Genomic DNA, 22,751 nt, shown 5'->3' on the forward strand with positions numbered 1-22,751 from the left:
GCCTCAGGCCTTCCGTACGGGCGGGCTTTCCCGCGGCCGTACGGGCTTGCGCAGCTCGGCCCGTACGAGCCGCAGATAGCGGTCCCAGTCCCAGTGCGGCCCCGGATCGGTGTGGTCCGTCCCCGGCACCTCCACATGCCCGACGAGGTGCTCCCGGTCGGCGGGGAAGCCGTACCGCCGGCATATCCCGGCCGTCAGCCGCGCCGACGACGCGTACATGGCGTCCGTGAACGACTCCGGCCGGTCCACGAAGCCCTCGTGCTCGATCCCGATGCTCCGCTCGTTGTAGCCGCGGTTGCCCGCGTGGAAGGCCACATCCAGCTCGCGGATCATCTGGGCGATATGCCCGTCCTTGCGGATGACGTAGTGCGCGCCGGCCTCGTGCTCCGGGTCCCGGAAGACGTCGAGCGCGGTCGCGTAGCTGCCCTGGACGACATGGATGACCACCCGGTCGATCCCGTAGTCCGCCGGCCGGTCGGCCAGGCGGTAGTTCGCCGGGGACGCCGCGACCCACTGCGCGCCCCGGTGGTCGACCGCGCCGGGCGTGCGCGGCTTCTCGTTCCCCGGCAGCCGCCACCACAAGTGGGCCAGCCCCTCGCGCCCCGCGAACGCCGCGGCCCCGGCGGCCACCGCCCCGCCGCCCCCGATCCACAAGGCCCGTCGGCGCGTGATCCCGGCCGGTGCTGCCTGGCCGCCGTCCTTTTCCCCGTCCCTCTTCCCCATGCGCTGCATAACGCTTTCGGCCCTGTCGGTGGTTCCGTCTACCCTGGACTGGCTATGACTGATGACGCCCCCCGCCGCCTCCGTGTGCTCGCCGCCATGTCCGGCGGCGTCGACTCCGCCGTTGCCGCCGCCCGCGCCGCCGAGGCCGGCCATGACGTGACCGGCGTGCACCTCGCGCTCTCCGAGAACCCGAAGTCGTTCCGCACCGGTGCCCGCGGCTGCTGCACGATCGAGGATTCCCACGACGCCCGCCGCGCCGCCGACGTCATCGGTATCCCTTTCTACGTCTGGGACCTCGCCGAACGCTTCCGTGCGGACGTCGTCGACGACTTCATCGCGGAGTACGAGGCCGGGCGCACCCCGAACCCCTGCCTGCGCTGCAACGAGAAGATCAAGTTCGCCGCGCTGCTGGACAAGGCGCTGGCCCTGGGCTTCGACGCCGTCTGCACCGGCCACTACGCCACGGTCGTGCTGCGCGAGGACGGCTCCCGCGAGCTGCACCGCGCCTCCGACATGGCCAAGGACCAGTCGTACGTCCTCGGTGTCCTCGACGACCGCCAGCTCGCGCACGCCATGTTCCCGCTCGGCGACACCCTCACCACCAAGGCCGAGATCCGCGAAGAGGCCGCCCGCCGCGGTCTGTTCGTCGCCAAGAAGCCGGACAGCCACGACATCTGCTTCATCGCCGACGGCGACACCCAGGGCTTCCTGGCCAAGCGGCTCGGCGCGGCCCCCGGCGACATCGTCGACGAGTCCGGCAACCGCCTCGGGACGCACGAGGGCGCGTACGGCTTCACCATCGGCCAGCGCAAGGGCCTGCGGATCGGCCACCCGGCGGCCGACGGCAAGCCGCGCTACGTCCTCGACATCTCCCCGGTCGACAACACCGTCACCGTCGGCCCCGCCGCCTCGCTCGACGTCATGGGGCTGACCGCGATCCGCCCGCGCTGGTGCGGCCGCCCCCCGACGGCCGGGCCCGCGACGTACACGGCCCAGCTCCGCGCCCACGGCGGCGAGACCGAGGTGACGGCGGAGCTGGTGGACGGCGGCGAGCTGCTCGTCTCGTTCACGGAGCCGGTACGGGGCGTGGCACCCGGCCAGGCGATCGTGCTCTACGACGGCACCCGTGTGGTCGGCTCGGCCACCATCGCCACTACGGAGCGGCGGGCTCGGACGGAGGCGTAAGAGGCGGCCGGTCAGTAGGTGTAGAGCGCCGTGGTGTCCAGCTCGGCGTCAATCGGGGCTCCGATCGGCACCGGCTCACCGAATTCGGCTTCCAGGGACGCCTTGTAGTGCTCACGGCTCGGCAGTGAGTAGAGCAGGCACGCGCCCTCTATGGGATTGACGATGAGGTAGTACGGGATTCCCGCCTTGTGGTCTGGCGCTAGCGGGCTCAGGCGGCACACACTGCACCTCTGTAGCCGCGACGATCGCGACTACAGAGCGACGGGTTCGGGCGGGGACATAGCCGGGGCCGGGGCTTACGCGGCGGGTTCCCAGGGGTTGACCACTGCGGCGCCGGTGCGCTCGAAATGCTTGGCGTTCCGGGTGGCCACGGTCCAGTCGTTGGCCAGGGCTGTCGCCGCGATCAGTGCGTCGGCCGGGTCGATGTTCGTCCCGGCGGCCTTCAGCTGGCGGTGCAGCGCGACGTAGGTGATCGCTTCAGGCTCACCGATGGGGACGATGCGCATCCGGTACTCCTGCCGTACCTCGGCCAGAGCCTGGGCGTAGCGTTCTTGCCGGAAGGCATCGGGTGCAGCCGCGACCCCTGCCTCGATCTCCCCGATCGTGATCACGCTGACGTAGCGCAGAGGGCGTGGCGTCGTATGAAACCAGGCGAGGACGCGCTCGTCGGGCTTAGCCCGGGTGGTCAACTCCGCGATCACATTCGTGTCGAACAGGAAGCTCACTCGCCTTCCTCCTGCTCGTCATAGGACCGGGCGCCGAACTCCAGCCCCTCGAACGGGGTCGACAGGAGGAATTCCTCGAATCCGTCAAACCCCAAGGTGATCCACCGGTGGAGCATCTCGGGCAGAGCGCCGATCTCCGTTTCTGCCAGCTCGGCGTCGAAGTGGCGCCGCTGATGCTCCGGCAGTGCCTCACGGATTTCGCGAATGGTGCGCAGCGGATGCGTGTCCTTGCGGGCGCTGGTGGGGTGTGGCTCGTCATGGGGCGGTGAAGACGTCATGGGCGACCCCTTCTCGGCGAGTGCGGAACTCATCTCTGTCCTTTCAGGCTACGGCCTTGGGTAGTGACGTGGTCGGACGATGGTCGGTGTATGGCCCGTTCAGGCGGCAGGTCGCGCTTCGGACGAGGCACGGCAGCCGCGGCAGCGGCCCGGGCGGTCGGCGCGGAAGGCGCGCTCGCAGCCGTCGCAGTTCTGGAGCGGGACGACGGGTGGGCGGTCGGGCTGCGGGGGCGGGCTCGTGCGGGCCGGTGGGCGCAGGGCGACCAGGCGGTGAGCCAGGAGGCGGGCCGGGCGGCGGTTGATGCGGGCGGGGAGGCCGCTGGTCAGAGCTGTGGTGACCTCCTGAGGGGGCACGCCACGGTCGAGCCAGTCCGTGACGGCCGGGGCCAGTGCGGTGATCTCGCGCTCGGAGAGGAGCAGACGGCGGTCGCGGTGGGGGAGGCGGGTAAGCAGGTCGACAGCTTCGGGGACGGGTTCCGGCGCCGGCTGCGAGGGCATGGCGGGCTCCGACTCGCCGGTGGACTCGGGTTCCGGGGCGGAGGTACCAGCGGGTTCCGCTGCCGCTCTCGGCAGGTCGTACGCGAACGTGCGGGTGACGATCCGGCCGTGCGGCCCACGCTCGACGCGGCGCTCCAGCCAGCCCTCGGCCTCCAGCTCGCGTAATGCCCCGGCGATGGCGGTCTTGCCCTCGGCGAAGTGCGTGCAGAGCGCGTCGATGGTGATCGGTGAGCCATCGGGGAGGGACAGGATGTACGCGGCGACCCCGACCGTGACCGCGCTACCGGCGCGCTGCGCAAGGCGGTTGGCGAGGACGGTGAAGTGGGAGGTATGGCGCGTACGGATGTGGATGACGCCGCCGGAAACGCGCGAGGGCGCGGCTGAGGGCGCGTTAGAATGCGCTGAAGTCATCGGGAAGGCTCTTCTTCCTTGTGATCAGGCCCTCGGACCGGGATTGCCGTCCCGCCGGGGGCCGTTCTGTGTGCGGTTGTAGTGGCTGTGCAGCGTTTGTGCTGCTGCCGTCGCAGTGGAACTGCGGTGAGCCTAACCGCATTCCGGACGCCTTCGCGCCCAAGTCACCCGATGGGGTGAGGAGTTGGGCGGCGGTAGGTGGGTGGGGTTCTCTGCCCGGGTTCTTTGGTTGGTCGGCCGGATCACCGGCGGACGGTGGGGCGGAACCTGGTGCCGCCCCACCGGTGTCCGGTCAGCCGGCTTCCGGCGCGACCTGGGCGTATGCGAGGAAGGAAGTCCAGGAGTCGGGTGAGACCGCGAGCGAGGGCAGCGAGGTGTCCTTGGAGTCGCGGATGTGGACGGTGTGGGGGCAGGCGGATATCTCGATGCAGGCTTCACCTTCGCCACCGCTGTAGCTGGACTTCCGCCAGGCGATGGCTACTTCGACGCAGGCTTCGCCCGTTCCGCCGCTGTAGCTGCTCTTGAACCACGCCAGTTCGGTGTTCATGCCTCTCCTGTCAGCAGACGCTGAATGAGGGCTCGCGACGCCTCGGCGTCGAGGGCCTGTGATCGCAGTGTGCCGTAGCGGTGGCTCAGCACACTGATGTCGTCCGGCTCTGTGAGGAAGTAGCTGCCCCTCTGGCCTTCCACGTAACCGATGGTGTGATGCTCCGGCGTCTCCAGCAGCGTCATCGGGCCATCCATGCCCGCATGGGTCTCGCGGGCGAGTGGCATGACCTGGAGCTGAAGATTGTGCAGCTCGGAGAGCTTGAGCAGGTTCCTCAACTGGCCTTCCCACACGGCCTGTCCGCCCATTTTCCGTCGGAGTACGGGCTCCTCCAGGACGAACGTCATCCGACAGGCGGGCTTGCGGGTCAGCAGAATCTGTGTCGTCAGACGGGCCTGCACGGATCGCTCGATCTCGTTGGCCTCCATGCTCGGCCGCACGGACCCGAACACCGCGTCCGCATACTCCTCCGTCTGTAGCAACCCATGGAGAAAGTGCGTGCAGTAGGAATGCAGCGCCAACGCCTCCGCCTGCAACTTCACATATTCCTCGGCCCACGCCGGATGGTGCTTCTCCGCGACATCGGGGATCAGTACGCGCAGCACGCCGCCCGCGCCGAGCGCCGCGTCCACCGTGTCGACGTATCCGGGCTTCGGTGGCCGTTCGCCTCGCTCGACCATCGCGATCTGGGACTCGGAGTAGGGGATGAGCGCGGCCAGTTCGCGGCGCGTCATGCCCCGTTGTTCCCGCAAGAACCGGGACTGTTTCCCGAAGATCTTGAGACTGACAGGGGGCTCGTTGTTGTGGGGCATCGCACACCTCGCACAGTTGCGGCGTGGTAGCGCACAGTAGGCGCCGTTCTGTGGCCAGGCTAGATGCGCGCGGCGAAGCTTGTCCGCATGATGAACGAACCGCCAGGATCCGAACTTTCCGCATCCTCCGAACCGGCCGAGCGGCCCGAGCTGATCGAGCCGTCCGAACTGATCGAGCGGTCCGAACCGGCCAAGCCGTCCGAACCGGACGCACCACAGATGCGGTTGCTGCCCTGGAGCACTCCGGACGACCGGCCCTGCTTTCTCATCACGGATGGTGAGGGCGGCCCGGTGTCCGATCTCGCCGACAGCATCGAGCAGATGCAGCTCGGTATCGGCGAGGAACTGCTGCGGTACGCACGGGCGATGCACGCCGATCCGAAGGTGCCGGACCGCGAGTTCCGCTTCCTCTCGCGGCGGCTGGCCGAAGCGCTGGGCGATGCGCTGCGCGTGGCCCGCAACTGACAAATGTCACAGGGAAGCGAGGACAGTCGGAACTGTTGCAGCGCACTGCCGTGCCCGAAGCTGAAGGTGTCGAAGGAAGACGTCGTGCACAGAGCAATTCGGGGGGCCGCCATGAACCGGATCCAGGGCGAGAGCGAGAGCAACAGCGAGAGTGGGCGTCAGCGCCGTAAGCGGCACCAGAGGCGGGACGGGGGGCGCGAAGCCGTCGACGGGACGGGCCCCCACCCCCTGGTGCAGAGCCTGACGCCGCTGGTCGTGGACGCGGGCATTCCGCTGGCCTCGTACTACCTCCTCAGCGTCGGCTTCGGACTGAGCGACGTCGCCGCGCTGGGCTGGAGCAGTGTGGTGCCGGCGCTGCGTACGGTCTGGAGCCTGCTGCGGCGCACCGGCGTCAACGCCCTCGCGCTGCTGATCCTCGTCGTCAATGCCGTGGGTCTGGCCACCAGCGCGGTGACCGGTGATCCGCGGCTGATGCTCGCCAAGGACGGTGCGGTGAGCAGCGTCATCGGGATAGCGGTGATCGTCTCCGTGTTCCTGGGGAAGCCCCTGATGACCGCCGGGCTCAAGCCGTTCGTCACGAAGGGGAGCGCGGCGGGTATCGCCGCCTGGGACCGTTTGATGGCAGGGTCCGCACCGTTCCGCGGGGCCGAACGGAGGTTCTCGCTGATATGGGGGACCGTGCTGCTGGTCGAGTGCATGGCCAAGGTGATCGGCGCGTACACGATCCCGGTGCACACGATGGTCTGGCTGGGGACCGTGCTGATGCTGGTGGCCATCCTGCTGGCGATGGTCGTCGCGGGGGGAAGCTGCGCGGACCCGATGGAGAAGATGGTCAAGGCCGAACAGGAACGGGGCACCGACGACTCCCGTGGCGAAGCGGAGGCGCGTCCCACAGTCGCCGTGTCGGCCACGGCGGAAGGGTGATCGCGATCGCTGGGACTTACAGATGACGAATTGCTCCCGATGTCTGCCATTTCCCGGTGCCCGCCCTCTCCATCGGGACGGAAATGACGGTCCGCGTTCCTCGCTTCCGGGACGAGTGAGGCGCCTGAGGTGCGAAAAGACCGCTGGTCAACTGTGAGGTGCCGCACAGCGTGCGGTGTGGATGGCGGGTGCCCGATGGGTGGTGCCGGTGCGTTGACCTGCGGGCATGGCGCGGGGGAGGGGTGTCCAGGAGGAGTCGGGCGATTGCGTACGGGGACGACGTGTCGTATATCCCACAGTCGATCAGCGGGGTGTCGCCAAATAGGGTCGGGAAAGCGAAGGAACGCGGCGGCTGCCGGGCGAGAAGCGGTGACGATAAGGACTGGCAAGGAGTTGTAGACCTTGTGAGGGCTCGTCAGGGTACGGACCGCAGGCGGCCCTTTCCGCGGCCACGAAGGGATCGGAAGTCAATGTCGACTGTTCAATCTGAGGTCAAGCCGGGTATTCATACGGGCGGGCCGGCGGCATCCCTGTACGCCGAGCTGGTCCGGCGAAACCCCGGGGAGCCCGAGTTCCATCAGGCGGCACTTGAGGTGCTGGAGACGCTGGCCCCGGTGCTGGCGGCCCGCCCGGAGTTCGCCGAGGCGAAGATCCTGGAGCGGATCTGCGAGCCGGAGCGGCAGATCATGTTCCGGGTCCCCTGGCAGGATGATTCCGGGGCGATTCACGTCAACCGCGGTTTCCGGGTGGAATTCAACAGTGCCCTCGGCCCGTACAAGGGCGGTCTGCGTTTCCACTCGTCCGTGAATCTGGGGATCGTCAAGTTCCTCGGCTTCGAACAAATCTTCAAGAATTCCCTTACCGGGCTCAGCATCGGTGGCGGTAAGGGCGGCAGCGATTTCGATCCGCACGGCAAGTCGGACGCCGAAGTCATGCGATTCTGCCAGTCGTTCATGACGGAGCTGCACCGTCATCTCGGCGAGCACACGGACGTACCGGCCGGCGATATCGGCGTCGGCGGCCGCGAAATCGGCTTTCTCTTCGGCCAGTACCGGCGGATCACCAACCGCTGGGAGGCCGGGGTGCTCACCGGCAAGGGACTGTCCTGGGGCGGCTCCAAGGCCCGTACGGAAGCCACCGGTTACGGCAATGTGCTCTTCACCGAGGAGATGCTCAAGCAGCGCGGCGAGGAGCTGGACGGGCAGCAGGTGGTGGTCTCCGGGTCCGGCAATGTCGCGATCTACACCATCGAGAAGGCCCAGGCACTCGGCGCCAACGTGCTGACCTGCTCGGACTCCGGCGGCTATGTCGTCGACGAGAAGGGCATCGACCTGGCTCTGCTGCGGCAGATCAAGGAGGTCGAGCGCGGCCGGATCAGTGCGTACGCCGAGCGGCGCGGGGTGTCGGCCACCTACGTGCCCGGCGGGCGGGTGTGGGATGTCGCGTGCGATGTGGCGCTGCCGTCGGCGACCCAGAACGAGCTGGACGCGGACGCCGCCCGGATCCTGATCCGCAACGGCGTCAAGGCGGTCTCCGAGGGCGCCAACATGCCGACCACGCCGGACGCGGTGACGCTCCTCAAGTCGGCCGGTGTGGCGTTCGGTCCCGGCAAGGCCGCCAACGCGGGCGGGGTGGCGACCAGCGCGCTGGAGATGCGGCAGAACTCCGCGCGTGAGGCATGGGCCTTCGAACGCACGGAGGGCGAGCTCGCGGCCATCATGCGCGGGATCCACCACCGCTGCTACGAGACCGCGGAGCGCTTCGGGCAGCCGGGCGACTATGTCGCGGGCGCCAACATCGCCGGCTTCGAACGGGTCGCGGAGGCGATGCTGGATCAAGGGTTGATCTAGCCGGAGGCCGTGTCCGGCCGGGCGGTCCCGCAGCGGCCGGCCCGGCCGGCCGACTCGTAAAGTGACCGCATGAATATCTGCGTTTTCTGCTCCGCCGCCGATCTCGACGACCGTTATGTCACCGCTGCTCGTGAGTTCGCCGAGCTGATCGGCCGGGGTGGGCACGCGCTGGTCTGGGGCGGTTCGGACACCGGCCTGATGAAGGTCATGGCCGACGGGGTGCAGGAGGCCGGCGGAAAGCTGATCGGCGTTTCCGTGGAGTTCCTGGCGCACAAGGTGCGCGAAGGCGCCGATGAGATGGTCGTCACCAAGGATCTCGCCGAGCGGAAGGCGCAGATGCTGGTGCGCGCCGACGCCGTCGTCATCATGGTCGGCGGTACGGGCACCCTCGACGAGGCCACCGAGATCCTGGAGCTGCGTAAGCACGGGATGCACAGCAAGCCGGTGGTGCTCCTCAACACCGCTGGTTTCTACGACGGGTTGAAGCAGCAGTTCCAGCGGATGGAGTCGGAGGGCTTCCTGCCGCTTCCGCTCACCGACCTGGTCTTCTTCGCGGAGGACGGCGTCGGCACGCTGGCCTATCTGGAGGAGAAGGCGGGTATCCAGGGCTGAGCCGCCGGGCCCCGCGTCCGGCCGTCCCGCTCGTTAGGATCGGACCCATGGGTACGCACTTGATCACGGGCGCAGGGTCGGGCATCGGAGCGGCGGTCGCACGGCGGCTCGCGGACCGCGGGGAGGACCTGTGGCTGCTGGCGCGCAACGCGGTCCGGGCGAAGGAGCTGGCCGCGCAGTTCCCCGGCGCCCGTACGCTCGTCGGTGATCTCGCCAACCCCGAGAAGCTGTCCTGGGCCTTCGGCCAGCAGCCGCTGCCGGACCGGATCGACTCCCTGGTGCACAGCGCGGGCGTGATCGAGCTGGGCGCGGTCGCCGATCTGCCGGCCAAGTCCTGGCAGCGGCAGCTCGCCGCCAACCTGGTCGCGCCCGCCGAACTCACCCGGCTGCTGCTGCCGCTGGTACGGGTCGCCGAGGGGCATGTCGTCTTCGTGAACTCCGGTGCCGGGCTGAGTGCGCGTGCCCAGTGGGGTGCGTACGCGGCGACGAAGCACGGTCTGAAGGCGCTGGCCGACTCGCTGCGGGCGGAGGAGCACGACAACGGCGTCCGGGTCACCTCGGTCTATCCGGGGCGTACGGCCACGCCGATGCAGGAGAGCACCCACCGGCAGGAGGGCAAGGAGTACGACCCGGCCCGCTGGATCGACCCGGAGTCGGTCGCGACGGCCATCCTCACGGCCATCGATCTGCCGCGGGACGCGGAGATCAACGATGTGTCGGTGCGGCCCGGCCGCTGAGGTCCGGGGCCGCCTCGCCGGCGGTTGTCCACAGCTTTCGTCCGCGCACCGCTGCTTTCCGCCACGGCGACGTACGCTGCATGAGTGACCATTGAAGCGAAGGCGACCGCGGCGGCGGGGTGCGGGTTCCGGGAGATACGGGGGCTCGTGACGGAGCTGAGCCGCCGGCTCGACGCCCATCAGCGCAGCCGGGTCGCCGAGCTCGATCTGACGCCGACGCAGGCCAAGGCGCTGGAGGAGCTCGGCGAGCCGAAGACGGCGCGGGAGCTGGCCGCGGTGCTGTGCTGTGAGCCGCCGAATGTCACCTACGTCATCTCCAAGCTGGAGAAGCAGGGCATGGTCGTGCGCCGGCCGCACCCTCTGGACGGGCGCGCCAAACAGCTCGTACTCACCGAGGAGGGACGGGAGTTGCGGCTCGATCTGCTGCGGCGGATGGGGACCGCCTCGCCGCTCGATCATCTTTCGCACGAGGAGCGGGCCGCGTTGCGCGACGACCTGCTGAGGGCGCTGGGGCGCGGCGACTGACCGCTCGCGGGGACTTATTTGAGCCACCGCCGGGGCCCCGGGATGTGCAACGACGCATCCCGGGGCTCCGGCGTTTTCGTATGCGTTCAGCAAAGTTATAGCTGTAACTATGGTCCGCAGCGATAGCTACAGCTTTAACTAAATCCATGATCAGTGAGAAGGCCGCGCCGCATGCGCCGGCACGCGAGGACGGGACGGTCGCCCTGGGCCAGGGCCGGCCGCAGGACCAAGCCCAGCCCCAAGGACGGGCCCAGCCCCAAGGCCAAGCCCACAACCGGACACCACCACCCCGCCGCCCCCACGACGCCGCCCAACTCCTCGTCCTGGCCCTGGGGTTCGTGATGGCGAGCCTGGACACCGGCATCATGAACGTCGCCGCGAACGAGCTGCGGGCCCGGCTCGGACTGACCATGTCCGGCCTCACCTGGGTCGTCGACGGCTATGTCCTCGCCTTCGCCGCGCTGCTGCTGCTCGCCGGCTCGCTGGCGAAGCGGTTCGGCGCCCGCCGGATCTATCTCCTCGGGCTCGCCGTGTTCACCGCCGCGTCCCTGCTGGGCGCCGTCGCGCCGAACGGTGCCGTCCTGGTGGCGGCCCGCTTCGTCCAGGGGGCGGGCGCGGCGCTCTTCATGCCCAGCTCGCTGTCGCTGCTGATGCACGCGTTCCCCGAACCGGCGCGCCGGGCGAAGATCCTCGGCATCTGGTCGGCGGTCGTCTCCACCTCCGTAGGGCTGGCGCCCACGATCGGCGGCGTACTGGTCGGCACGCTCGGCTGGCGCAGCATCTTCCTCGTCAACCTCCCCGTAGGGGTGGCCGGTTTGCTACTGACCCGGCGGGTGATCGCGGCGGTCCCGGCCCGCCGTTCGGCGCTCGGCGGCAGTGGCCATGTCCTGGGGCTGCTGGCCCTCGGGGCGCTGAGTTACGCACTCATCGAAGGGCCCGGAAAGGGCTGGTCCGCGCCGTACGTCCTGGGGGCGTTCGCGGTCGCGGCGGTCGCACTGGCCGGCTTCCTCATCCGTGAACGGGCCGCCCGCACCCCGGTCCTGCCGGTCTCGCTCTTCGCCGACCGCAGTTTCACCGCGGCCAATGCGGTCGGCTTCCTCTTCAACTTCGCCTTCTACGGAGCGCTGTTCGTCCTCGGCCTCTTCCTCCAGGGCGCGCGCGGGGCGAGTCCGGTGACGGCGGGGCTCCAGATGCTTCCGGCCGTCCTGGTCCTCCCGTTCGGCAACATGCTCTACGCCCGGTTCGGGCCGCGGATCGGCGACCGGACCGCGCTCACCGCCTCCCTGGCGCTCTCCACCGCGGGTTACGTCCTGCTGTTCCTGATCCTCGCGCCCGGCCTGCCGTACTGGGCACTCGCGGCGGTGCTCGCGGTCGCCAACCTGGGCAGCGGGGTCAGCTCCCCGGCGCTGACCGGAGTCCTGATGGCGGCCGCCGGCCGGGAGCACGCCGATATCGGCAGCGCGACCCTCAACGCCAACCGCCAGATCGGCTCCCTGGTGGGGATCGCCGGTATGGGCGCGGTGCTGACGGGGGCGGGCGGCGGCTACCAGGGCGCGGCCTGTGCCTTCGCCCTGACGGCGGGCGCGCTCGCGGTCGCGGTCGTGGTCGGCCGGACGGGCATACGCACCCGGACGTGAGCGGTGTCCACGGCCCGGCGTGCGGGACGTACCCGGACCGGTGGGGCGGGGCGTACGTACCGGAGCGTGACTGCCGTACGCATCCGGGCGGGGGCGGCCCGCGGCGTCGGGGCCGTCCCGAGCGCGCACACCTGGCGCACCCGGCTTCGCACACCGGCGCATACCCTTCCTGGGTGAGCGAGAACAGCAGGCAGAAGTGGACCGCGGGCGCGGCGACCGGGATCGGATCGATGCCGGGCGGTGACGCGCGGGAGGCGGCCAGGACCGTCACCGGATCGCTGGAGACCTTCCCGTATCTGCCGGAGCTCCCGGCCCGGGGGCCCGGCGCCGACATGATCGGCCGGACCCTCGGGATGCTGGTCGAGGTCTACGGCCATGTGGAGCCCAGCGGCTGGCGGATCAGTGACCGGCCCGGCCGGGACACCCGGCGGGCCCACTCCTGGCTCGGCGAGGACCTCGACGCCCTGGAGGAGTTCACCCAGGGCTACGAGGGCCCGCTGAAGGTCTCCGCGGTCGGCCCGTGGACCCTCGCCGCCGCCCTGGAGCTGCGCAACGGCGAGGCGGCCGTCGGCGACCCCGGGGCCTGCCGGGATCTTGCGGCGTCCCTGGCGGAGGGGCTGCGCGGCCATCTCACGGACGTACGGCGGCGGGTCCCGGGCGCGCGGGTCGTGCTCCAGCTCGACGAGCCGTCGTTGACGGCGGTGCTCCAGGGCCGGGTGAAGACGGCGAGCGGCTACCGCACCCACCGGGCGGTGGACCGCGCGGTCGTCGAGGGCGGGCTGCGTGATCTTGTCGGGGCGGCGGGGGGCGGCCCCGTGGTCGTCCATTCATGCGCGCCCGAGGTGCCCTTCGGGCTGCTGCGGCGGGCCGGTGTCACCGGCGTCTCGTTCGATTTCGCACTGCTCACCGAGCGTGAGGAGGAGGCGATCGGGGAGGCCGTCGAGGGCGGTACCACGCTGTTCGCAGGCGTGGTGCCGGGCGTGGACAGCCGATTGTCAGACCCTGCCGGTAGCGTCATGGGTGTCAGGACGCTGTGGCGCAGGCTGGGGCTGACACCGGGGACTCTCAGTGAGTCCGTGGTGATCACTCCGTCGTGCGGTCTGGCGGGCGCTTCGCCCGCTTATGCCCGCTCTGCTCTCGCCCATTGCGTCCGGGCGGCGAGATCACTCGCAGACAACCCTGAGTGACCGCACTCAAGGACCACGGGAGGACAAGACGGTGGCTGGCGAACACGCAGCGGAATCCGGGGTGCCCGCAGCGGCGCGGGAGAAGCACGCGCAGCTCGCTGAGCAGATCGAGGAGCATCGCTTCCGGTATTACGTGAAGGATGCCCCGGTCATCAGTGACGCGGAGTTCGACAAGCTGCTGCGCTCCCTGGAGGCCCTGGAGGACGAGCACCCCGAGCTGCGCACCCCCGATTCGCCGACCCAGAAGGTCGCCGGGGCCTATGCCACGGAGTTCACCGAGGTCGAGCACCGCGAACGGATGCTCTCCCTCGACAACGCCTTCGACGACGAGGAGTTGGCGGGCTGGGCCGAGCGGATCGCCGGTGAGCTGGGCGGCGACCCCAAGAGCGCCAAGTACCACTTCCTGTGCGAGCTGAAGGTCGACGGTCTCGCCGTCAACCTCACCTACGAGCAGGGCCGGCTGACCCGCGCCGCCACCCGCGGCGACGGCCGTACGGGCGAGGACATCACCCCCAACGTCCGTACGATCACCGAGATCCCGCACCGCCTGAAGGGCGAGCGGATTCCGGACCTGGTCGAGGTGCGCGGGGAGGTCTACTTCCCGATGGAGAAGTTCCTCGAACTCAACGAGCGGCTGGTGGCCGACGGCAAGCCGCCGTTCGCCAACCCCCGTAACGCCGCGGCCGGTTCGCTGCGCCAGAAGGACCCCAAGGTCACCGCCGGCCGCCCGCTGCACATGGTCGTCCATGGCGTCGGCGCCCGCCAAGGCCTGGAGATCGACCGCCAGTCGGAGGCGTACGACCTGCTCAAGGAGTGGGGCCTGCCGACGGCCACACACAACCGGGTCGTCGACTCCCTGCAAGCCGTACGGGAGTTCATCGACCACTACGGCGACGCCGAGCGGCGCCGCACGGCCGTCGAGCACGAGATCGACGGCGTGGTCGTCAAGCTGGACGAGATCCGGCTCCAGGGGCGGCTGGGTTCGACCTCGCGGGCGCCGCGCTGGGCGATCGCCTGGAAGTACCCGCCGGAGGAGGTCAACACCAAGCTGGTCGACATCCGCGTCGGCGTCGGCCGTACGGGCCGGGTCACGCCGTATGCCGTGGTCGAGCCGGTGACCGTGGCCGGCTCCGAGGTGGAGTTCGCCACCCTGCACAACCAGGACGTGGTCAAGGCCAAGGGCGTGTTCATCGGGGACACCGTCGTCATCCGCAAGGCCGGTGACGTCATCCCGGAGATCCTCGGTCCGGTCGTCGATCTGCGGGACGGCAGCGAGCGGGAGTTCGTGATGCCCGTCGAGTGCCCCGAGTGCGGGACGGCCCTCCAGCCCGCCAAGGAAGGCGATATCGACCTGCGGTGCCCCAACGCCCGCGCCTGCCCCGCCCAGATCCGTGAGCGGCTGTTCTACCTCGCCGGCCGCAAGTGTCTGGACATCGAGAACTTCGGCTATGTCGCGGCGACGGCACTCAGTCAGCCGCTGGAGCCCGCCGAGCCGCCGCTGACGGACGAAGGCGATCTTTTCGGCCTTTCCATCGAACAGCTGCTGCCCATCAAGTCGTATGTGCTCGACCCCGATTCAGGTCTGCCCAAGCGCGACCCGAAGACCGGTGAGGAGAAGGTCGTCACCTTCTTCGCCAACCAGAAGGGCGAGCCGAAGAAGAACGCCCTGGCCATGCTGGAGAACATCCAGGCGGCCAAGCAGCGCCCGCTGGCCCGGATCATCACCGGTCTGTCGATCCGGCATGTGGGCCCGGTGGCGGCCGAGGCGCTGGCGCGGGAGTTCCGCTCGATCGACCGCATCCGGGACGCGGACGAGACGGAGCTGGCCGCCGTCGACGGTGTCGGGGCCACCATCGCCGCCTCGCTGAAGCAGTGGTTCGCCGTGGACTGGCACCGGCAGATCATCGAGAGCTGGCGGGCCGCGGGCGTCCGAATGGAGGAGGAGCAAACGGGTGATGAGGGCCCGCGGCCACTCGAAGGCGTCACCGTCGTGGTAACGGGCACACTTCAGTCACACACCAGAGATGGCGCGAAAGAGGCCCTCCAGAACCTCGGAGCGAAGGTGACCGGTTCCGTTTCGAAGAAGACCGGATTCGTAGTGGTGGGCGACAACCCTGGTTCGAAGTACGACAAGGCCATGCAGTTGAAGGTCCCTGTGTTGGACGATGATGGCTTCGCGGTGCTGCTGGAGCAGGGTCCTGACGCAGCGCGAGACGTAGCTGTCACTCCACCTGAGGAGGAGTGAGGTGTCACCTCATCGGCGCATACCAGATTGATCCGCGACGCCGGGTCGCATTCGGGCAACCGTCGTGGATGGCTGCCCGTCGCGGCCTTCCGCGGCCTACTGTTGAGGAATGCGCCTGCCGTGGCGCGGGCACAGCCGGCTGTGAGAGGGATCGGAATGAAACCGACCGACAGCGCCGCTCCGGCGTCGCGGCTCCGGCGGCTCGTCGTGCCCGCGCTGCCCGCGACCATCGTCACCGTGGCGGGCCTCGCGCTCGCCACGGGCGTCATCGTGACCCTCGGCGAAGGTGACGCTCTCTTCCCCGGCCGATCCGTGGGCTGGTCGCTGGCCATCCTCACGGGCATCATCGTCGGCCACCTGGTAGCCCTCGGCCGGGACCGCTGGTGGGGCGGCACGGGTTCCGGCGCCGCCCTCGCCCTCGCCGTCCTGCTGCTCTATGGCTGGGTGCCCGCCGTCCTCGTCAGCCTCTCCGTGGTCGTCCTGGTCGGTGCCGCCCGGCGGCACCGCTGGCGACAGGCCGTGGTGCACGGCGCCGTGGACATCCTCGGTCTCGGCACCGCGGCGCTCGGCCTCGCCGCGTTCGGGGTGGCCTCCAGCGTCCGCCACCCCTGGGCCCCGTCGTCCTGGAACCTCGCCGTCCTCCCCGAAGTCGTCGTCACCGCCGCCGGTTACCTCCTGGTCAGCCGCGGCCTGCTCTGGGTCAGCCTCACGCCCCGCACCGGCCAGCTGCCCGCCATTCCCCGAACGGCCGTGGTCCGGCAGGCACTCGTCGGCATCGCGCTGCTCGGGATCTCGCCGCTGATCGCCGTCTGCGCGATCCACGCGCCGCTGCTGCTGCCGCTGTTCGCGGTCCCGCTGATCGCGCTGGACTCCACGCTCTGGATAGCCCGCGCCCGCGCCGAGGAGCAGCTGCGCGACCCGCTCACCGGCCTGCCCAACCGCCAGTGGCTGCTGGAGCGCACCTGGACCGCCCTGGATGACGCCGAGCGCGTCGGCGCCCGCTCGGCCCTGGTCCTCATCGACCTGGACCGCTTCCGCTCCGTCAACGACACCCTCGGCCACCTCGCCGGCGACCGCCTGCTGCTCCAGATCGCCGACCGTCTGCGGCACGCCCTCCCGCGCGGTGCCGAGGCGGCCCGGCTCGGCGGCGACGAGTTCGCCGTCCTGCTGCCCACCACCGACTCCCTCACCAGCTCCCAACGGGCGGCCCGCCATCTCGTCGCCGCCCTGGGCTCCCCGCTGGACCTCGACGGACTGACCCTCGTGCTCGAAGCCAGCGCGGGGGTCGCCGTCTTCCCCGACCACGCCCTCGACGCCGAGGGACTGCTGCGCCGCGCCGACGTGGCGATGTACCAGGCCAAGCGCGACCGCAGCGGTGTCGAGCTCTACGAGGCCAAGCGGGACGGCAACACCCCTGACCGGCTCGGCCTGTTGGGCGATCTGCGCCGCGCCCTGGATGCCGGCGACGTCGAGCTGCACTACCAGCCCAAGGTCGGCTTCGACGGGCATGTCGCCGGACTGGAGGCGCTGGTCCGCTGGGTGCACCCGGACCGCGGCCGGGTGCCACCGGACGAGTTCATCGCCATCGCCGAGTCCTCCGGGCTGATGCCCCGGCTGACGGAGTACGTCCTGGAGACCGCGCTCGCCCAGGTGGCGCGCTGGCGCGCGATGGGCCTGGAGGTGCCGGTCGCCGTCAATGTCTCCCCGCGCGATGTGCACTCCCCGGGCTTCGCCGGAGCCGTCGCCGCGCGGCTCGCCCGGCATCGGGTCCCACCGGGCTCCCTCCAACTGGAGATAACCGAGCATGTCCTCCTGGAGGACCCGCAGCGGGCCGCCGACACCCTCGCCGGGCTCACCGCGCACGGCGTCAAGATGTCCCTCGACGACTTCGGCACCGGCTACTCCTCCCTCGTCCACCTGAGACGCCTCCCGGTCAGCGAGCTCAAGATCGACCGCTCGTTCGTGGCCCGGCTGGCCGTCGATACCGAGGACGCGGAGATCGTCCGCTGCACCCTCGACCTCGCCCACTCCCTCGGCCTCCTGGTCGTCGCGGAGGGCGTCGAGGACGACGAGACCTGGGAGCGGCTGCGCGACCTCGGCTGCGACGCCGTACAGGGCTGGCTGGTGGCCGCGGCGATGCCACCGGACGAAACCACGGCCTGGCTGAGAGCCCGCGGCGAACGCGGCTGGCAGCGCGAATCGGAAACGGCCGCCCTGGCGGCGGAGAAGGCCGCCGAGCGCCCTTCGGGACAGGTCTTGAACTGACCCGGCCACCGGCCGCCCCTTGTCCCCGCTCCGAAGAACACCCCGTGGAAGCCCTCCCGGAGGCCGCGGCACCACCCGCGGCGCCGGATCACGGTGAGCAGTCCACCGATCCCGACGGCGACGAGCGTGACGCTGACGTGCCCGAGGCCACCGACGCACGCCCCGACCCCGCTGCCCCTGCCACGCCCCCGCCCGACCAGCCCCCGCCGCCCGGCCCCGCCCCGCAGGTGCCCCGCCCCGCCGCACCGCGGGCCGATGAGCGCTCGCCCGGCGGCTCGTCGGCCGGTGGCCCGTCCTCCGGTGACCGCTGACCGGCCGCCGCGCGACGGGCCATCGGCGGGCCCGATGCGCGGCGGAAAGGCCCCGCGTAATTCCCATGCAGGTACGCAAGGGGAATGCGAATAGGATTGGGCCCGCATATACAGCCAAGAACACTCCGAGAACCAGCAGAGGATCGCTGCATGCCTGGCATCACGCGCGAGGAGGTCGCCCACCTCGCCCGGCTGGCACGTCTGGAGCTGAAGGCCGAAGAGCTCGACCACTTCGCCGGACAGCTCGACGACATCATCGGCGCGGTCGCCCGCGTCTCCGAGGTCGCCGATCAAGACGTACCGCCGACCTCCCACCCGCTGCCCCTGACCAACGTCATGCGGCCGGACGAGGTCCGTCCGTCGCTGACCCCCGAGCAGGCGCTCTCCGGCGCCCCGGCCCAGGAGCAGCAGCGTTTCAAGGTGCCGCAGATCCTGGGGGAGGAGTGACCGACATGGCAGACCTGATCAAGCTCACCGCCGCCGAGATCGCGGCGAAGATCGCCGCCGGCGAGATCACCGCCGTCGAGGTGACCGAGGCCCACCTGGCGCGCATCGAGGCCGTCGACGAGAAGGTGCACGCCTTCCTGCACGTCGACCGCGAGGGCGCGCTCGCCCAGGCCCGCGCCGTGGATGACAAGCGCGCCCGCGGCGAGAAGCTCGGCCCGCTGGCCGGTGTTCCGCTCGCGCTCAAGGACATCTTCACGACGGAGGGCATGCCCACCACCGTCGGCTCGAAGATCCTCGAAGGCTGGCTGCCGCCGTACGACGCCACGCTCACCAAGAAGCTCAAGGCCGCCGACGTCGTCATCCTCGGCAAGACCAACATGGACGAGTTCGCCATGGGGTCGTCGACGGAGAACAGCGCCTACGGGCCGACCGGCAACCCCTGGGACCTCACCAAGATCCCCGGCGGCTCCGGCGGCGGCTCCAGTGCCGCCCTCGCCTCCTACGAGGCCCCGCTCGCCATCGGCACGGACACCGGCGGTTCCATCCGCCAGCCCGCGTCCGTCACCGGCACGGTCGGCGTCAAGCCCACCTACGGCGGCGTCTCCCGCTACGGCATGGTGGCGTTCTCCAGCTCCCTGGACCAGGGCGGCCCCTGCGCCCGTACGGTCCTGGACACGGCGCTGCTCCACGAGGTCATCGCCGGGCACGACCCGCTGGACTCCACCTCCATCGACGCGCCGGTCCCGCCGGTCGTCGAGGCCGCCCGCAACGGCAGCGTCGAGGGCATGCGCGTCGGCGTCGTCAAGCAGTTCCGCGGTGAGGGCTACCAGGCCGGTGTCCTCCAGCGCTTCGACGAGTCGGTCGCGCTGATGAAGGAGCTGGGCGCCGAGATCGTCGAGCTGGACTGCCCGTCCTTCGACCTCGCGCTGTCCGCGTACTACCTGATCGCGCCCTCGGAGTGCTCCTCCAACCTGGCCCGCTTCGACGCCATGCGCTACGGCCTGCGGGTCGGCGACGACGGCACCAAGTCCGCCGAGGACGTCACGGCCCTGACCCGTGAGGCCGGTTTCGGTCCCGAGGTCAAGCGCCGGATCATGCTCGGTACGTACGCGCTCAGCTCCGGCTACTACGACGCGTACTACGGCTCCGCCCAGAAGGTGCGGACGCTGATCACCCGCGACTTCGAGAAGGCCTTCGAAAAGGTCGACGTGATCGTTTCGCCGACCACGCCGACCACCGCCTTCCCGATCGGCGAGCGCGCCGACGACCCGATGGCGATGTACCTCGCCGACCTGTGCACGATCCCCACCAACCTGGCAGGCAACGCGGCCATGTCGCTGCCCTGTGGCCTGGCGCCCGAGGACGGGATGCCGGTGGGCCTGCAGATCATCGCCCCTGCCATGGCCGACGACCGGCTCTACAAGGTCGGTGCCGCGGTCGAGGCCGCGTTCACCGCCAAGTGGGGTCACCCGCTGCTAGAGGAGGCACCTGCACTGTGAGCGCCATGACCAAGAAGGCCAAGAACTTCAAGAAGTCCAAGGGCGGCCTGTACCTGTCGATCGGCAGCACCGCGTTCGGCGCCATCAGCGTCGCGAAGCAGGCGAAGCTGGCCCGTCAGGAGAGCGACACGCTGCGGCTGGTCGACGCCGCCGTTTCGGCCGCGGCGATCGTCACCGGCCTGGCGATCCTCTACCGCGAACTGAAGCGCCTGGGCGACGACGACGTCCTGCTGGGCTGAGAGGGAAAGTTTCACCGTGACTGTCACTGACCTGGTGTCGTACGAGGACGCCCTCGCGACGTACGACCCCGTCATGGGCCTGGAGGTCCATGTCGAGCTCGGCACCAAGACCAAGATGTTCTGCGGCTGTTCCACCGCTCTCGGCGCGGACGCCAACTCGCAGACCTGCCCGACCTGCCTGGGCATGCCCGGCTCGCTGCCCGTCGTCAACGCGATCGGCGTCGAGTCCGCGATCAAGATCGGCCTGGCGCTGAACTGCTCCATCGCCGAATGGTGCCGCTTCGCCCGGAAGAACTACTTCTATCCGGACATGCCGAAGAACTTCCAGACCTCCCAGTACGACGAGCCGATCGCCTTCGACGGCTACCTCGACGTACAGCTGGAGGACGGGGAGATCTTCCGGGTGCACATCGAGCGCGCCCACATGGAGGAGGACACCGGCAAGTCCACCCACATCGGCGGTGCCACCGGCCGTATCCAGGGTGCCCGGCACTCGCTCCTGGACTACAACCGCGCCGGTATCCCGCTCATCGAGATCGTCACCAAGCCCATCGAGGGCGCGGGCGAGCGGGCCCCCGAGGTCGCCAAGGCGTACGTCGCCGAACTGCGCGAGCTCATCAAGGCGCTCGGCGTCTCCGAGGCCCGGATGGAACAGGGCCAGATGCGCTGCGATGTGAACCTGTCGCTGCGCCCCAACGGCACCGAGAAGTTCGGTACGCGTTCGGAGACCAAGAACGTCAACTCCCTGCGTTCCGTGGAGCGTGCGGCCCGCTTCGAGATCCAGCGGCACGCCGCGGTGCTCTCGTCCGGCGGCACGATCATCCAGGAGACCCGGCACTTCCACGAGGAGGACGGCTCCACCACGGCCGGCCGCATCAAGGACAACGCCGAGGACTACCGCTACTTCCCCGAGCCGGACCTGGTGCCGGTGGCCCCCGCGCGCGAGTGGGTCGAGGAACTGCGGGCCGTGCTCCCCGAGCTGCCGCGGGTCCGCCGCAACCGGCTGCGCGAGGAGTGGGGCATCTCCGAGCACGACATGCAGTCGATCCTCAACGCGGGCGCGGTCGACCTGATCACCGTCACCGTCGACGCCGGTGCGGACTCCGCCTCGGCCCGTAAGTGGTGGATGGGCGAACTGGCCCGCCGCGCCAACGAGGACGGCGTGGAGCTGGCCGCCCTGCCGATCACCCCCGAGCAGGTCGCCCGGGTCACCGCGCTGGTGGCCGACGGCTCCCTCAACGACAAGCTGGCCCGCCAGACCATCGAGGGTGTGCTGGCCGGCGAGGGCGACCCGGACACCGTCGTCGAGAAGCGCGGCCTGAAGGTCGTCTCCGACGAGGGCGCCCTGGGCACCGCCGTCGACGAGGCCATCGCCGCCAACGCGGGCATCGCCGACAAGATCCGCGGCGGCAAGGTGGCCGCGGCTGGCGCCCTGGTCGGCGCGGTCATGAAGGCCACCCGCGGCCAGGCCGACGCGGCCCGCGTCCGCGAACTCATCCTGGAGAAGCTGGGCGTCGAAGGCTGACGCGCCACTTCTTGTGCACGACGGTGAGCGGCCGTCCTTCCCGAGGAATCACTCTTCGGGGAGGGCGGCCGCTTTCTGCCCCCGGCTCAGTGGCCCAGGCGTTCCAGGGCGGCGAGCGGATAGCGTTCCCCCGCCACGGCGCCGTCGGGCACGGCCGCCCGGAGCAGGCCCAGTTGCTCCGGGCTCAGCTCGATTCCGGCAGCGGCCGTGTTCTCCTCCAGGTACGCACGGCGCTTGGTGCCGGGGATCGGCACGATGTCCTCGCCCTGGCCGAGCAGCCAGGCGAGGACGGCCTGCGCCGGGGTGCAGCCGATGGACTCGGCGGCGGCCCGCACGGCCCGGACGAGGCGCAGATTGCGGTCGATGTTCTCCTCGGCGAACCGCGGCCACCGCCGTCGGGTGTCCTCGGCGGTCAGCTCGTCCCGTGCGGCGAGCGCGCCGGTCAGCATGCCGCGCCCCAGCGGTGAGTACGCCACGATGCCGATGCCGAGTTCCCGGCAGGTCGCCAGCATCTCGCCCTCCACGACCTCGCGGGTGAAGAGGGAGTACTCCAGCTGTATGGCGCTGATGGGGTGGACGGCGTGCGCCCGGCGCAGCGTCTGCGGGCTGACCTCGCTGAGGCCGAGGCTGCGTACGGCACCGTCGGCGACCAGCTCCGCCATCGCGCCGACCGTCTCCTCGATGGGGACGGCCGGGTCGCGGCGGTGCAGGTAGTAGAGGTCGATACGGTCCGTGCCGAGGCGGCGCAGCGAGGCGTGGCAGGCCTCGCGCACCCAGGCGGCGGAGGAGTCGACCGCGTTCACCCGCCCGGTGGCGGCGTCGTGCCGCAGTCCGAACTTGGTCGCGATGACGAGCCCGTCCCGCAGCGAGGCCGTACGGCTGTGCAGCCAGCGGCCGAGGAACTCCTCGTTGGCGCCGCGTCCGTAGGCGTCCGCGGTGTCGAGCAGGGTGACGCCGAGCTCGGCCGCGCGATCGAGGGTGCGGAGCGACTCGGCGTCGTCCGGGACGCCGTACGAGGTCGACATCCCCATACAGCCTAGGCCGAGGGGTGAGACGGTGGGGCCCTGGGTGCCTAACTTACGGAGCTTCATGACTTCTTGAATA

At 70.1% G+C, this 22,751-nt stretch carries 24 protein-coding genes; 16 read left to right on the forward strand and 8 right to left on the reverse strand.

Going from position 1 to position 22,751, the window contains the following annotated elements; translation table 11 throughout:
* Nucleotides 1–3 precede the first annotated feature (3 nt).
* Entirely contained in the window at nt 4–723 is a 720-nt protein-coding gene (locus tag QT196_RS28025; protein WP_211117438.1) for an N-acetylmuramoyl-L-alanine amidase, read from the reverse strand.
* Between the two features lie 54 nt (nt 724–777).
* Here QT196_RS28025 and mnmA point away from each other — a divergent pair, with 54 nt between their 5' ends.
* On the forward strand, nt 778–1,908 hold the full coding sequence (gene mnmA / locus QT196_RS28030) for a tRNA 2-thiouridine(34) synthase MnmA (RefSeq protein ID WP_168481485.1): 1,131 nt from the start codon (nt 778–780) through the stop codon (nt 1,906–1,908).
* Between the two features lie 11 nt (nt 1,909–1,919).
* Here mnmA and QT196_RS28035 read toward each other — a convergent pair whose 3' ends face one another.
* The 6 genes from QT196_RS28035 to QT196_RS28060 all read right to left on the reverse strand — a co-directional run bounded on the left by QT196_RS28035 (nt 1,920) and on the right by QT196_RS28060 (nt 5,179).
* Nucleotides 1,920–2,129 carry a hypothetical protein gene (locus tag QT196_RS28035; protein ID WP_168481486.1) on the reverse strand — a complete coding sequence of 70 codons (210 nt, stop codon included), beginning with the start codon at nt 2,127–2,129 and terminating at the stop codon, nt 1,920–1,922.
* A 75-nt stretch (nt 2,130–2,204) separates the two neighbouring features.
* Nucleotides 2,205–2,633 carry a type II toxin-antitoxin system VapC family toxin gene (locus tag QT196_RS28040; RefSeq protein WP_168481487.1) on the reverse strand — a complete coding sequence of 143 codons (429 nt, stop codon included), beginning with the start codon at nt 2,631–2,633 and terminating at the stop codon, nt 2,205–2,207.
* Nucleotides 2,630–2,911: a hypothetical protein gene (locus tag QT196_RS28045; protein WP_241745878.1), complete on the reverse strand. Its 282-nt coding sequence runs from the start codon at nt 2,909–2,911 to the stop codon at nt 2,630–2,632. Before QT196_RS28045 ends, QT196_RS28040 begins: the two co-directional genes overlap by 4 nt.
* A gap of 99 nt (nt 2,912–3,010) precedes the next feature.
* Nucleotides 3,011–3,820 carry a hypothetical protein gene (locus QT196_RS28050; protein WP_290355933.1) on the reverse strand — a complete coding sequence of 270 codons (810 nt, stop codon included), beginning with the start codon at nt 3,818–3,820 and terminating at the stop codon, nt 3,011–3,013.
* A gap of 292 nt (nt 3,821–4,112) precedes the next feature.
* Nucleotides 4,113–4,367 carry a DUF397 domain-containing protein gene (locus QT196_RS28055; RefSeq protein ID WP_168481489.1) on the reverse strand — a complete coding sequence of 85 codons (255 nt, stop codon included), beginning with the start codon at nt 4,365–4,367 and terminating at the stop codon, nt 4,113–4,115.
* The gene (locus QT196_RS28060) at nt 4,364–5,179 is read right to left on the reverse strand and encodes a helix-turn-helix transcriptional regulator (protein WP_282189774.1); all 816 of its coding nucleotides are present in this window, start codon (nt 5,177–5,179) and stop codon (nt 4,364–4,366) included. The genes QT196_RS28055 and QT196_RS28060 overlap by 4 nt, the downstream gene beginning before the upstream one ends.
* A gap of 87 nt (nt 5,180–5,266) precedes the next feature.
* On the opposite strand from QT196_RS28060, the gene QT196_RS28065 reads away from it, so the two are divergent.
* The 15 genes from QT196_RS28065 (at nt 5,267) to gatB (ending at nt 21,647) form a co-directional block, all read left to right on the forward strand.
* The gene (locus QT196_RS28065) at nt 5,267–5,644 is read left to right on the forward strand and encodes a hypothetical protein (RefSeq protein ID WP_248001332.1); all 378 of its coding nucleotides are present in this window, start codon (nt 5,267–5,269) and stop codon (nt 5,642–5,644) included.
* Nucleotides 5,645–5,728: 84 nt separating this feature from the next.
* Nucleotides 5,729–6,568, forward strand: coding sequence for a VC0807 family protein (locus QT196_RS28070; RefSeq protein WP_248001333.1), 840 nt, complete (start codon nt 5,729–5,731; stop codon nt 6,566–6,568).
* A 470-nt stretch (nt 6,569–7,038) separates the two neighbouring features.
* A complete protein-coding gene (gene gdhA, locus QT196_RS28075; RefSeq protein ID WP_290355934.1) occupies nt 7,039–8,418 on the forward strand; it encodes an NADP-specific glutamate dehydrogenase in 1,380 nt (459 codons plus the stop codon).
* A 69-nt stretch (nt 8,419–8,487) separates the two neighbouring features.
* A complete protein-coding gene (locus QT196_RS28080; RefSeq protein WP_168481491.1) occupies nt 8,488–9,030 on the forward strand; it encodes a TIGR00730 family Rossman fold protein in 543 nt (180 codons plus the stop codon).
* Between the two features lie 47 nt (nt 9,031–9,077).
* The gene (locus tag QT196_RS28085; RefSeq protein WP_168481492.1) at nt 9,078–9,767 is read left to right on the forward strand and encodes an SDR family oxidoreductase; all 690 of its coding nucleotides are present in this window, start codon (nt 9,078–9,080) and stop codon (nt 9,765–9,767) included.
* A gap of 147 nt (nt 9,768–9,914) precedes the next feature.
* Complete coding sequence (locus QT196_RS28090; RefSeq protein WP_168484041.1) at nt 9,915–10,292, forward strand: MarR family transcriptional regulator; 378 nt, start codon at nt 9,915–9,917, stop codon at nt 10,290–10,292.
* A gap of 146 nt (nt 10,293–10,438) precedes the next feature.
* A complete protein-coding gene (locus QT196_RS28095) occupies nt 10,439–11,929 on the forward strand; it encodes an MFS transporter (RefSeq protein ID WP_266733316.1) in 1,491 nt (496 codons plus the stop codon).
* A gap of 173 nt (nt 11,930–12,102) precedes the next feature.
* Nucleotides 12,103–13,116 (forward strand): methionine synthase, encoded by a 1,014-nt coding sequence (locus QT196_RS28100; RefSeq protein ID WP_290355935.1) that lies wholly within the window; start codon nt 12,103–12,105, stop codon nt 13,114–13,116.
* A gap of 31 nt (nt 13,117–13,147) precedes the next feature.
* Entirely contained in the window at nt 13,148–15,361 is a 2,214-nt protein-coding gene (gene ligA / locus QT196_RS28105) for an NAD-dependent DNA ligase LigA (protein ID WP_266733314.1), read from the forward strand.
* Nucleotides 15,362–15,517: 156 nt separating this feature from the next.
* Nucleotides 15,518–17,626 carry a bifunctional diguanylate cyclase/phosphodiesterase gene (locus tag QT196_RS28110; RefSeq protein ID WP_168481495.1) on the forward strand — a complete coding sequence of 703 codons (2,109 nt, stop codon included), beginning with the start codon at nt 15,518–15,520 and terminating at the stop codon, nt 17,624–17,626.
* A 44-nt stretch (nt 17,627–17,670) separates the two neighbouring features.
* Nucleotides 17,671–17,937 carry a hypothetical protein gene (locus QT196_RS28115; RefSeq protein ID WP_266733312.1) on the forward strand — a complete coding sequence of 89 codons (267 nt, stop codon included), beginning with the start codon at nt 17,671–17,673 and terminating at the stop codon, nt 17,935–17,937.
* A gap of 150 nt (nt 17,938–18,087) precedes the next feature.
* On the forward strand, nt 18,088–18,384 hold the full coding sequence (gene gatC / locus QT196_RS28120; RefSeq protein ID WP_006602950.1) for an Asp-tRNA(Asn)/Glu-tRNA(Gln) amidotransferase subunit GatC: 297 nt from the start codon (nt 18,088–18,090) through the stop codon (nt 18,382–18,384).
* Nucleotides 18,381–19,883, forward strand: coding sequence for an Asp-tRNA(Asn)/Glu-tRNA(Gln) amidotransferase subunit GatA (gene gatA / locus QT196_RS28125; RefSeq protein WP_211117440.1), 1,503 nt, complete (start codon nt 18,381–18,383; stop codon nt 19,881–19,883). Before gatC ends, gatA begins: the two co-directional genes overlap by 4 nt.
* Nucleotides 19,884–19,888: 5 nt before the next feature.
* Nucleotides 19,889–20,122 (forward strand): hypothetical protein, encoded by a 234-nt coding sequence (locus QT196_RS28130; RefSeq protein ID WP_168484043.1) that lies wholly within the window; start codon nt 19,889–19,891, stop codon nt 20,120–20,122.
* Nucleotides 20,123–20,138: 16 nt separating this feature from the next.
* Complete coding sequence (gatB, locus tag QT196_RS28135; RefSeq protein WP_168481497.1) at nt 20,139–21,647, forward strand: Asp-tRNA(Asn)/Glu-tRNA(Gln) amidotransferase subunit GatB; 1,509 nt, start codon at nt 20,139–20,141, stop codon at nt 21,645–21,647.
* A gap of 86 nt (nt 21,648–21,733) precedes the next feature.
* Here the strand turns inward: gatB and QT196_RS28140 are convergent, their stop codons facing one another.
* Nucleotides 21,734–22,738: an aldo/keto reductase gene (locus QT196_RS28140; RefSeq protein WP_266733308.1), complete on the reverse strand. Its 1,005-nt coding sequence runs from the start codon at nt 22,736–22,738 to the stop codon at nt 21,734–21,736.
* Nucleotides 22,739–22,751: the final 13 nt, after the last annotated feature.

The sequence above is a fragment of the Streptomyces sp. P9-2B-2 genome (genome assembly GCF_030406865.1).
Classification (GTDB): Bacteria; Actinomycetota; Actinomycetes; order Streptomycetales; family Streptomycetaceae; genus Streptomyces; species Streptomyces platensis.